This window comes from Leptolyngbya sp. FACHB-711 (assembly GCF_014695615.1).
GTDB lineage: Bacteria > Cyanobacteriota > Cyanobacteriia > Elainellales > Elainellaceae > Leptolyngbya_A.
In genome coordinates this window covers 1-11,251 of sequence record NZ_JACJOR010000505.1, presented here as the reverse complement: position 1 = coordinate 11,251, position 11,251 = coordinate 1, and the positions used below count along the sequence as shown (strand labels likewise).

At 49.3% G+C, this 11,251-nt stretch carries 12 protein-coding genes; 5 read left to right on the top strand and 7 right to left on the bottom strand.

The window, feature by feature from the left end:
• Positions 1–315 precede the first annotated feature (315 nt).
• Positions 316–750 carry an allophanate hydrolase-related protein gene (locus H6F80_RS24200; RefSeq protein ID WP_190794073.1) on the bottom strand — a complete coding sequence of 145 codons (435 nt, stop codon included), beginning with the start codon at positions 748–750 and terminating at the stop codon, positions 316–318.
• Between the two features lie 295 nt (positions 751–1,045).
• Here H6F80_RS24200 and H6F80_RS24195 point away from each other — a divergent pair, with 295 nt between their 5' ends.
• A complete protein-coding gene (locus H6F80_RS24195) occupies positions 1,046–1,534 on the top strand; it encodes a rhodanese-like domain-containing protein (protein ID WP_190794072.1) in 489 nt (162 codons plus the stop codon).
• A gap of 368 nt (positions 1,535–1,902) precedes the next feature.
• Here H6F80_RS24195 and H6F80_RS24190 read toward each other — a convergent pair whose 3' ends face one another.
• The 3 genes from H6F80_RS24190 to H6F80_RS24180 all read right to left on the bottom strand — a co-directional run bounded on the left by H6F80_RS24190 (position 1,903) and on the right by H6F80_RS24180 (position 4,429).
• Positions 1,903–2,904, bottom strand: coding sequence for a zinc-binding dehydrogenase (locus H6F80_RS24190; RefSeq protein ID WP_190794071.1), 1,002 nt, complete (start codon positions 2,902–2,904; stop codon positions 1,903–1,905).
• Positions 2,905–3,015: 111 nt separating this feature from the next.
• Positions 3,016–3,897 (bottom strand): alpha/beta fold hydrolase, encoded by an 882-nt coding sequence (locus H6F80_RS24185; RefSeq protein ID WP_199296799.1) that lies wholly within the window; start codon positions 3,895–3,897, stop codon positions 3,016–3,018.
• A gap of 169 nt (positions 3,898–4,066) precedes the next feature.
• A complete protein-coding gene (locus H6F80_RS24180) occupies positions 4,067–4,429 on the bottom strand; it encodes a ribbon-helix-helix domain-containing protein (RefSeq protein ID WP_190794070.1) in 363 nt (120 codons plus the stop codon).
• 91 nt (positions 4,430–4,520) lie between these two features.
• Between H6F80_RS24180 and H6F80_RS24175 the strand changes: the two genes are divergently transcribed.
• The 4 genes from H6F80_RS24175 (at position 4,521) to H6F80_RS24160 (ending at position 7,508) form a co-directional block, all read left to right on the top strand.
• Entirely contained in the window at positions 4,521–4,829 is a 309-nt protein-coding gene (locus H6F80_RS24175; RefSeq protein ID WP_190794069.1) for a hypothetical protein, read from the top strand.
• A gap of 266 nt (positions 4,830–5,095) precedes the next feature.
• Entirely contained in the window at positions 5,096–5,482 is a 387-nt protein-coding gene (locus H6F80_RS24170) for an alr0857 family protein (RefSeq protein WP_190794068.1), read from the top strand.
• Positions 5,483–5,848: 366 nt separating this feature from the next.
• Positions 5,849–6,508 carry a GNAT family N-acyltransferase gene (locus tag H6F80_RS24165; protein WP_190794067.1) on the top strand — a complete coding sequence of 220 codons (660 nt, stop codon included), beginning with the start codon at positions 5,849–5,851 and terminating at the stop codon, positions 6,506–6,508.
• Between the two features lie 37 nt (positions 6,509–6,545).
• Complete coding sequence (locus H6F80_RS24160) at positions 6,546–7,508, top strand: GNAT family N-acetyltransferase (RefSeq protein WP_190794066.1); 963 nt, start codon at positions 6,546–6,548, stop codon at positions 7,506–7,508.
• A gap of 43 nt (positions 7,509–7,551) precedes the next feature.
• Here H6F80_RS24160 and H6F80_RS24155 read toward each other — a convergent pair whose 3' ends face one another.
• The 3 genes from H6F80_RS24155 to H6F80_RS24145 form a co-directional block, all read right to left on the bottom strand.
• Positions 7,552–8,529 carry an HD domain-containing phosphohydrolase gene (locus H6F80_RS24155; RefSeq protein WP_190794065.1) on the bottom strand — a complete coding sequence of 326 codons (978 nt, stop codon included), beginning with the start codon at positions 8,527–8,529 and terminating at the stop codon, positions 7,552–7,554.
• A gap of 779 nt (positions 8,530–9,308) precedes the next feature.
• Complete coding sequence (gene folE, locus H6F80_RS24150) at positions 9,309–10,040, bottom strand: GTP cyclohydrolase I FolE (RefSeq protein WP_190794064.1); 732 nt, start codon at positions 10,038–10,040, stop codon at positions 9,309–9,311.
• A 69-nt stretch (positions 10,041–10,109) separates the two neighbouring features.
• Positions 10,110–10,844: an SDR family oxidoreductase gene (locus H6F80_RS24145; protein ID WP_190794063.1), complete on the bottom strand. Its 735-nt coding sequence runs from the start codon at positions 10,842–10,844 to the stop codon at positions 10,110–10,112.
• Positions 10,845–11,251 lie beyond the last annotated feature (407 nt).

Sequence of the window (11,251 nt, the reverse complement as noted above, 5' to 3'; positions counted from 1 at the left end):
ATGCACAAACACCACAATTGGCATATCGGTGGGTGCATCGGTGGGCGCAAATAGCTCGTAGGCATGGGGAAACCCTAGAACATCAACAGTTTTGACCATACGATCGCAGTATCAATTGCCTTTTAGCACAGCAAACTGCCCAGAGCGATAACGCAGTCCGGCTTCGATTTGCTCTTCTGTCTCTATCATAGGTTTGCTGGGAGCCTGTTTCCAAGTTTTAGCTTCCCGCTCAAGTCAGAAATTACAGAAAGGAAGAGCGTTAATGCGGCGATCAGGAACCGAATACGCGGCTCGTCGGGTACGAACGATCGCGGTTTAAGCCTCCTCAGCCTGCCCGGAAGCTTTTGTCGAATCGACACTTGCCTTATAAGCTGCCCAGCCGCCCAAATGGGAAATATCGGGCCAACTGTACTGTTCAACAAGTTCATGGGGGTAAAGCATTGCCGTTACCACTGCTCCGCTCTCCAGCACAACATCGCCGGGATACATATTGGGCGGTTCGGTAGAAACCAGGTATTCATATTGCTCGGAGCTAAGTTCGTAAAGCTCCCCCGGTATAGAGATGCCTCCCTCTGCTACCTGATAAATGGCAGGATGCCAGCCGTTTTGTGCTGCATGAAGGCGATACAGGGGTTGAGTCTTCGCTTCACGGACGAAACGAGCAGACTGTAGATTTTGATGGTCTGGCTGTCCCCGCAGGGCAGAACCGCAAATGAAGACCTGTTTCGGCTCGGAGCTAGGTTGGGTCATGGATGGTTCAAAAACTGCTGATAAGCGTTGCAGCATTTAACCTAAACCGATCGCCTACCCTCTGGCAAGAACTAAATCGAAAGCGTTTTCCCAGGAGTGAGGGGCGAAAAACGGTTGTCTGAAGCCCGTTTCATCACGCTGCTTCTGCCTGCTCGCAGCACACGCAGAGGATAACTTCTCTCTTTCGATTTTGGCTGCAAATTTGTCTTATCCCCCAGGGGAGAGGCAGCATTCAAGCAACTTGTTTATCGTTATCACTTGAAAGGTGATTAACAAAAAATAAACACAAAAAACAATGGACAACATTCAAGACTTGATTGTAAAGGCAAAAGATAACCTGCCCGATGTTACCCCCACGCCCCCAGAATTTCATTCCCAAGCCACCGCTTATGAGCTGAAGTCTCGTTTAGAGTGGGGAGAGCCGGGTCTGACAATTCTGGACGTGCGGGACCACGACGCATTCAACGATTGCCGTATCTTGGGCGCAATGACAATGCCGATGGATAAAGTACCAGGATTGGCAGAATCAACCATCCGCAAAGAGCGGGATCTTTATGTTTATGGCAATGACGATGAGCAAAGCGCACAAGCGGCTCAACTGCTCCGTCAGGCAGGGTTCCAGCATGTTGCGGAACTAAAGGGCGGACTTAAGGCATGGCGCGAAATCGAAGGTTCGATTGAAGGAGTTGCATCAAACGAGTCTCCGGGTCCGGGTGCTTACAATGTGGTCGAGCGGCTGAAAGATTTCGCTCAGGAAAAGGCACACGAAAAGCCGATGCAATAATTGCTAAAAGCGCATTCCTGTCGCGGAGAAGGTTTGACTCGAAGTAATCTCATGATGTTGAGTACGCTTCTGGTCAAACTTTCTTTTAAGGCATATTCATTCAATTGATTCTCAATTTATTGATTGGTTGAGTTCTCATTCACCTGTGAGAGGCACGATCGCGTGTCTCTTTTTTTGCTCTGTCTTGTATGGTGTGTCCTGTCCTGCACCGAAGCTCTGCAAAGAAGGATTTTTGAAAAGTTGTAAGTTGTCGATGTTGCCCTGAATTTCCCATGCCTAAATCCCTGATTAAGGGGGGACTGTGATTAAGGGGAACTGTGACAACCGGAACCAAGCGAGGTTCTGCCAGAATAGCTACGGTGGACGAATTACGGCTCTGTAAGCAAAACGAGCTTGCCCATGAGCGAACCCATTTCCAGTAATCGATGGGCGGCAGCGGCTTCTGCAAGCGGAAACGTTCGATTCAGGTAAATCATGAGGTCCTTCTGGTCGATCAGGTGGGCACACTGCCGCAAAATTTTTGCCTGATCTTGCTGCGCCTGGGTCATGCCCCTCAGCATGGGGGTTAGCATCAGTTCGTAGCTCACGCGCAAATTTCGATCGCGAGCTGTTTTCCAATCGGTCTGAGAATCAGGGGCGAGAATTGTTACCACGTCTCCATAAACCGCAGTTTGGGCAAAGCTTTGAGACAGCACTTGACCGCCGATCGTATCAAAGGCTAAATCCACGCCTTCGCCGTTTGTCCAATTCAGCACTGCCTCGATTGGGTCAGTCTCCCGGTAAAAAATGACGTGATCTGCTCCAAGCTGCCGCACAAACTTTGCCTTTTCCGGCGTGCTGACCGTGGTACAAACTGTTGCCCCTGCCAGCTTTGCCAGTTGAATTGCCACATGACCTACACCTCCCGCCCCCGCATGGATCAAAACCTTGCGCCCTGCTTCCAACCGCGCCCGATCGTATAATGCTTCCCATGCTGTAATCAGCACCAGGGGAGCCGCTGCTGCCTCTGTAAAGCCGATCGAGCTGGGTTTTAGCGCGGCAAATCGCTCATCGACGATCGCAAATTCCGCATAGTTGCCAGGATGCCCTCCTAAGCCACCGTTGCAAAAATACACTTCATCGCCTACGCGAAACTGCTGTACACCAGAGCCAACTGCCTCGACAACTCCTGCTCCATCACAACCCAGAATGGCGGGCATTTGCTCTGGGTAGAAAGTGCCGCGCTGCCGCAGTTTGGTGTCGATCGGGTTGATGCCTGCTGCCTTGAGACGAATTAGCAGTTCCCGCGCTTGCCGAATTTGTGGCGGTGGTACGTCGTGTACCTGCAAGACTTCGGGACTACCAGGGGAAGTCATTAGAATGGCTTTCACAGCTTGTTTCTTACTCGTCCATTTCAGGATAACGGAGCCATTTTAGGTTTAGAGGAGTCCAATACAAATTTTTTGATGACGAATTTGTAATAAAACGAAGCTCTATTCAGTCTATTTGGTCAACAGATGAGATCTGAGTTGGGTCAAAATTGCTTGCGCTCGCGTCCAGAGAATTGAACCACCTGCTGCTGGCTCGACCGTATGCGAAGCTGTTGGTAAACGACGAGCCAAGGTCGTCCCAGAATCTGGGGAGTGAACGGTGCTGGTGTCTAAACCACCGTACCAAAGGTCTACGGGAATTTTAATCTCCTCTAGCTTCATCGTCCAGGGGCTGAGCGCATTGACCAGATCCCGTACATAACCTTGTGTTCCCTGTGCAAATCCCCCTTGCAAACAATGCTGATATGCTCTGCCAAATGAGTCACTGAGATAAAGCGATCGATCGCACGCTGCACTCATTTCAATAATGAGATGCCATAACCCTTCTGGAGTTGCGATTTGCGAAAAGTATTGCTCAAATGCTGCTGCATCCTGTTCAATTTCCGCAATCATTCGCGAAACATCAGAATGCAAAAGCGGTCTGATTTGGGGATGGGTTAGCTCATCCTGCCCTGATACGATCGCGATTGCCTCGACTAGCCCTGCTCCTGCCAGCGCAAATGCAAAAGGTGCGCCTTGAGAAAATCCTACGGCGGTAACGTTCATGAGGTGATGTGCCTCAATTAATTCCTGGATATCTGAAACCCACGACGATAGTGTTTTGGTGGGGTGAGCATCGGATGCACCTAAACCAGGACGATCAATGGCAATAAGTTTTAAACCAAGCTCTAGGAGATAATTTGTGCCAAATCCCAGTGATCCGCTCATCCCAGCTCCGGTGCAGAATAAGACAGGCAATCCTTCAGTCGCTCCCCATTCCGACCAAGCTAGTACACGACCATCGCGAAGCTGCATTCCGGTTTGCCGATCGGGAGGTGTAATCAATACGTTCATAACATTTACCCATACTTAGCGATATCAAACAGAAAGGTTATCTCATCGCTTTGTGTCGATCGTTCACGTTTAGCAGGGAAATTTGTCCTTAGACGCAATCAGGGCAGAGCGGCGAACCAACTCTACCCCGGTAGCGTGATCTGAAGCGAATTGGGAAAATTCTTGAACGTCAACGATGCGAAGCAGCTCCCCCTGTGGGGTAATCGAGACTGTGAAGACTGAGGGGAACCATCTCGCCGCTGGTCGTAAGTCCCAAAAGCATTGGCTCCTGGGGTTTAATGAATTGACCCGTGAGGGCACATCGTTCTTCCTGAGTGGCTTGCGCCTGCACTGTGATGCGAATGTCCGATCGCGATAAGACAGGCTGAGCATCGCCGGACTTCTGATGCACATAGTTCCACAAAATGTCGCGGATGAGGGCTTGATAACCCTGGTTGCCGGATAGTTCTTTCAGTTTGTCTTTCAGTTCGCGCTCTAGCCGAATGCTCGTCACTTCCATTTCTGTCGTTGCGGTGCGATTCAGCGTGTACATGCTTTTCTTCTCCAATTATGTAGACATCATCGTAATACAAGTGTAGTATGTTATCTGAAAGATGCAAGTTTTCCTCCTGCGAGGTTTAGCCATGATGAACGCATTGCTCTCGATCGCTCTGGTTCAGTCGCTCGTTTTCGCGGCAGAGATGCGGCTAGCTCTGCGTGGCGACGATTTCGATCGTGAATTTAATCATGGCGAGAACCTGGACGCACAGTATTGGCTCTATCCACTGTTCCTATCGGGGCTGCCCCTGCTGCGACTGCGACTCGCACTACGATTTGCACCACTATTTTTTACCCGATTTGAAGCAGGACTGCTGGAACAGCCAGAAAGTCATTTATTCAGGCAAAGCGGGAGGGCAAGATGGCAGTTATTTGCTGGATCAACACCCTGTTAAATCCTCAATCTGAGTTTTAATCCCCCGCTTCTTACGGATTTTTGGAGGCGGGGCTTGTTGCTGTCTAAATCGATTGCACTCATCAGTTGCCTCAATACCCCCCCATATCAATTCACTCAATCCAGTAAACCCGCAATTCCGAGTTACGAATTACGAATTGGTATTCCGTCTCCAGTTCTGCTGCAATTTCGATCTGCAATTTCGATCTGCAATTTCGCTGCTGAAGTTTTTGCTGAACTCTTGAACTGCCCCGGAGTCTTTTGGTCATGCTGAAATTGACCTATACCGAAACAGGATTGTACCTGGAACTTGTGCCGGAATCGATCGAGGAATGGCTACACCTGCGGCTGACGCTCTCCCTGCGAACCAGCCAGTGCTTTCACCTGGAGCCAGGAGCCGCCTCATTTCTGCTGCCCGCCAACCTGCAAGGATTAATCCGCTTGCATCGCCTGATCCACCGCACCGAGCAAGAAATTACTATCACGCCTGCTGACCATCGATCGGTCGAAATCAGCCTGCGGGGAATCTGGATTGCGTCTATAGCTCACGAAGCCGAAGGCGTTTTTGTGATAGCGATCGATCAGGCGATTGAATCGTTGTTGTTTGAACTATGGCAAATGTCAGAAATGGAAATCTCTCCGCTCAAATATTGAGAGGGATTTGAATCGTAGTTTTGTCTTGAATTTCTTTGATTGTCTACTGTGGAGGTGGCTTGAACTTTAGAAGTTAGAAATTTTAATTGATTAAGGGATTGTTTGAGAAATCTTAAAGGTTCTATATCGTTCTCTAAATCCCCTGGCTTTCGGGGGACTTTGAGAATCCTGAGGAGGGCTACGTTTCCCAGGGTTAGGGGGTTAGGGAGTGGTTCGCCTGATGAATGTTACTTCTCAAACATCCCTAACATTGATTAGATGCAAATCGCTCGTTTTCCCTAATGGCTGTTAGTATCTGTTCGTAGGCAATGTCTCCTACTTTCATCGGAAGTAATGCGTTTATTTCCTGGAAGTAGGACATTCAAGATGAAAGGTTTAATTCAGCGATCGCAATCTGCCGAAAAGTCAAATCATGCTTATATCAGCAGAGCCTTAACCCAGGAAGAATTTCCGCTTGCCCAAAGGCTAGTTTATCAAGTTTTTGTTGAGGAGATGGGTTGGGTTCCTGAGGTAAACAATCCCTCTGGAATTCGGTTTGGAACCTGGCAGAATGATCTAATTTTTGTGGATGACTATGACTCAGCTTCTCAGTGGTTTGGCACGTTTCATCACGATCGCCTGATTGCCTGCTGGCGGTTTTGTACTCCGTTAGACGATCGCTTTGAGCTAGAACGCTATCATGCAATTCCAGCTCTTCTAAAACAATCAAATAATCTAGAAGTGACCCGATTAGTCATTCATCCTCGCTATCGTCATACTTCAAGGATTTTGCTCCACCTTGCTCGTTCAACCTATCAGCAAATCTGCCAAACCTTTGACTATGTGTTGACGGCAGTTGCCTTTCCTGATCCCGGTAACCTTTATCTCAAATTGGGACTCAAAAAATTAGATTTACCCTCTTTCAAATATTCACCGTCTGATGTTTCCGAAGTTTCGCTGATCACGCTTGATTTAAAAGATAAGACCACATTAGTAAGTGGTCATTCTGATATTTATCAGTCCGATCGGTCGCACTCCTTAAACTGATCAAACTGATCTCCCTGTACTTTTCCAGGAGAAACCAATGCTAACCTTAACTGCTCGCCCCTATACTGGTCAGGCTGACCTTCAGCCCTTGACAAATTTGATTAACCAGTGCGAAGCCGCCGATCGCGAAGAGGAACTTTCCACGATCGAAGAAGTTAAGCAAGAGCTTGGTTCTCCTGGCTTCGACCCAATGCGAGATATGCGCCTCTGGGAGGAATCAGGAGAAATTCTGGCAGTGGCTCAGATCTGGCTTCCCCAAGCAGACGATCCAAACCTGAGCGGCTACCTCTGTCTCTATGTGCATCCCGATCGTCGCTATCAGGGATTGGAGCCAGAAATGATCGCCTGGGCAGAAGCGCGAATGCGGCAGGTAGGGCAGATCCGCCAGCAGGAGTCGATTTTGCGATGCGGCAGCCAGGATATTTTTCACGATCGCATTGCGATTATCGAAACAGCTGGTTTTGTGCTGGAGCGGCAGTTCTTCACCATGCGGCGATCGTTGCTTGATCCCATTCCCGATCCGGTTTTTCCTGTCGGATATCAACTATTGGACGGGTGCGATGAGCTAGACGAGGCCGCTTCCGTGGAGCTGTACAACCAGACCTTTATCGACCACTGGAATTTTCATCCTTTAACGATCGAACAGTTGCAGCACTGGTTAGCAGAGCCAAACTATCGTCCTGAACTGGATCTCGTTGCCGTTGCCCCTGACGGAACCTATGCGGGCTTCTGCTTCTGCTCGTCTCAGTCCGAAGCGAACAAACACCAGCCACAGCCAATTAGCTGGGTTAACGCTCTGGGAACGCGGCGCGGCTTTCGCCGGATGGGGTTAGGACGTGCCCTGCTTCTTGCCGGACTGCATCGCTTGCGATCGATCGAAATGGAAATCGCTCATCTGGGCGTGGATCTAAACAACCCCAATCAGGCACTTTCGCTCTATGAGTCGATTGGCTTTGAACCAATTAAAACCTGGCTGACTTACAGCAAGGCGATTACCTAATTCTCAAACCTTTTCTCGATAAGACTAGAAACTAGAAGACGGCTCAAGCCGCTGCAGCGTGACTACAAACAAAGTCAGCAAACCGCTTCATCAAATCCGGGTTTCGCCAGCCCTTGCTGGTTTCCTGCATCATAATCTCCAGTGATTCTTGGGGACTAAAAGCGGGTTTGTAAGGGCGCTCATGCGTCAACGCGTCATAGATATCAATGAGTTGAAACACCTGCGCCAGAAAAGGAATCTCATCACCCCTTAACCGATCGGGATAGCCTGACCCGTCCCAGCGTTCATGATGATGGCGAATGATTGGCGTTACGCCCCGCATCGTCTGCAGCGGCTGGCAAATTTGCTCACCAATTAAAACGTGCTGTCGCATAATTTCCCATTCGGCGTCACTGAGCTTGCCAGCCTTCAGCAAGACTGCATCAGGAATACCGACTTTGCCAATGTCGTGCAGATAGGCTCCCCACGACAAGTCGCGCACTTCGTTGCGAGGAAGCCGCAAAAACTCACCAAAGGCTTTACCCTGCTGCACCAGTCGCTCGCAGTGGTCGCCCGTGTTAGGGTCGCGACTCTCGATCGTCCGGGCGATCGAAAACAGCACTTTTCCCGCATGATCCAGGTCTTCGTTGAGGCGTTTTTGATGAATCAGCGACTTCACTCGTGCAGATAGCTCTAGCTGATCAAAGGGTTTGGAGAGGAAATCATCTCCGCCTGCTTCAATACCTCGAAGCCGGGCGCGTCGATCGTTCAGAGCCGTCACAAAAATTACGGGGGTTAAGCGTGTATGCTCATCTTGCTTAAGCTGTCGGCACACTTCGTAGCCGTCCATTCCCGGCATCATCACGTCTAGGAGGATTAAATCGGGATTGGCTCCTGCAAGGCAATTGAGAGCAGCTTGCCCATTTTCAGCTTCTAAAACCTCGTAGCCTTCAACTGAGAGTAATGCAACCGCAGTCGTTCTGCTGGAGGGGTGATCGTCAACAACCAGAATCTTGGGTCTATCTGAATCGAAGCGGTTCACAGGAATGTCTCACTTACGAATATAAACAGTGAAGAGTGAGGGTAGACAACTTCTTCAGCGTTCTGAAACGCGAGTTGGTGCTGCACAAAATTTCTCTTAGCGTTTAGCGGCTTTAACTTTTGTATCTTCACCAGTATGTTCAATCAGGATAGGTAGAGGATCAGGTTTTTTACTGATATCGCAGTACCTCATGGACACCGTCAATCGGCATAACACTGAATCTCGTCTAATATCGATTCACATTGAGGATGATAGTCGTCGATTCAAGCCTACCTTTCCAAAAAACAAAAACTAATTCTCGCCTAACCTGTAGCTGAGGCAATCAGGCTGAACTAATTCGACGCAGACAAAACAAAATCAGGACAAAACGAAATCAGAACAAAGCAAACGATACTGCAGAAGCAGTTTAAGTCTTAAACCTATCAGATAAATTCTATCAAATAAGTAATTAACACTCCAACCGCTAAAGCCCGTTAGACTCCTGAGAGCAATAAATCTGCGTCAACCTTTGCATTTCTATTTCCCTCGCTGAGAGTACACAAGCAATCCTCAAACTAAACCTTCGTAACAGGCTGCTCCATGTCGAGCTTTATTGATAAAAGGGATGCAGAGTAGCTCTCCTTAAGCTTTGAAGTACCCTTTTAGAGTACCCTTCTAAGTACACTTCAACCAAACTGAAAACCCCTCAGATCAACGGACTCGGAGGGGCGATGTAAAACTTTTGAGGCTGATCAAACAACCTTATCAGACCAAAATTGGCGATCGTCCCAGAAGCAAGCTTAGAAGAAAGCAGGCTGATGACGGAGCAGGCTGAGGAATTCTTCGCGGGTCTTTGAATCTTCCTGAAAAACACCCAGCATCGCGCTTGTCACCGTCCAGGAACCGGGTTTTTGCACACCGCGCATCGACATGCACATATGAGTCGCTTCCATTACGATCGCTACGCCTTTGGGTTCGAGGATTTCCTGCACTGCTTCTGCGACCTGGCGCGTTAGACGCTCCTGCACCTGAAGCCGCCGCGAATACATTTCGACAATGCGGGCAAGCTTGCTCAGACCAACGACTTTCTGGTTTGGAATATAGGCAACGTGCGCTCTGCCCATAAACGGCAGCATATGGTGTTCGCACAGGCTAAAGAAATTAATGTCGCGCACCAGCACCATCTCATTGTGCCCTTCGTCAAAGATGGCTCCGTTCACCAGTTCTTCGAGCGATTGCTGGTAGCCGCTGGTGAGAAACCGCATTGCCTCAGCCACCCGCTTTGGCGTTTTCAGCAATCCTTCGCGCTCTGGGTCTTCGCCAACGCTGACCAGCATATCGTGCACCGCTGCCATCATTGTTTCTTGAGCACTTTCTGGGATCGGATACAGCTTTGCCTCTTCACCAGAGCGAGTGGTGCGATCGGGACGAGTCGTGACGCGAGTGACATTGTTAGCCGAATCCGCCACCGTTGAATCTTTTGCTTGGGGAGAGGGACCGCCGTTGAAACCGTTAGAAGAAGCAATAGTCATAGTTCAGTAAGGGTAGATCTCAGAATCAAATTAGATGTCAGAAACAAATCAAAAGGGGTGAAAGAGGTTTTACAAAGCTCCGCCACTGGGCATGACGGTGAGTTCCTCCACCACTGCACCGGGCGGCAGTAGGGCAGCATGCAGAATGGTTTGCGCCACCACATCGGGCGTGAGCATTTGGGTGCGATCGAAATCTGCCTGTACCGTCTCTGTATCCCAAATCGGCGTGTTGGTTGAACCTGGACAAACCGTAACGACCCGAAGCCCATTTGCCCGCTCTTCTGCCGCCAGGATTTTAGAGAGGGAAATCAGTCCCGCTTTGCTGACGCTGTATGCGCCCCATCCGGGAAACGCCTGATAGCCAGCGATCGATGCCACATTGATCACCATGCCCCCCCGACGCTGTCGCATTCCGGGCAGAATGGCTTGAATGCACTGGAACACGCTCGTCAAATTCAGGTTGATCACCTGCTGCCAGTCCGATAGAGGGGTATCGATCAGGTTTCCCGTATAGCCCATTCCAGCATTGTTAACCAGAATATCGATCGGCGTTTTGTGATCGATCGCTTCAAACTGAGCTTTAATCGAATCAATCGCTGCCAGATCGATCGAATAAGCGTCAGCCTGAACGCCCAGCTGAGTGACCTCATGGGCAACTGCATCTAAGGCACTCTGGGAGCGACTTACAAGCACCAGATCAATTCCGGCTTTGGCAAATAAAAGCGCAGTTGCTCTGCCAATGCCACTACTTGCGCCCGTGATTAAAGCACGTTGATGGGCACGTTCAGGAATTTGAGCGGTCATGAAATTTTCCAAATACTTGCAGAAGGAGCGAGCGAAAAATACCTGCTAGAGAAATATCTAGCGAAGCCGTGGCGGATAAACCCATTTTGGAGAAGAATCGGTTAACCCCAAGTCAGATGCGCTTATGCAAAAAGCCGATTGCCTTGAAAAAGCAGGTTCACAGATGGAACATTGAATCTGGGAACTGGAAGAAGTACAGTGCTGCGCCAGAAATGGACGGGGGACAGAGACTAAACTGATAAAAGATCAAAGAGGTGCAGGCAGATCGCGATACTGCCTATCCTCCTGAGTTTGAACCAGTTAACCTGCGTCAGCAGCAAGGTTTTATGTAAACAAATGTTACATAAAAATTATAGCATTGGCGGTCGGGTGTTCGCAGATCGATCATCACTTTTCCTATGAATTCC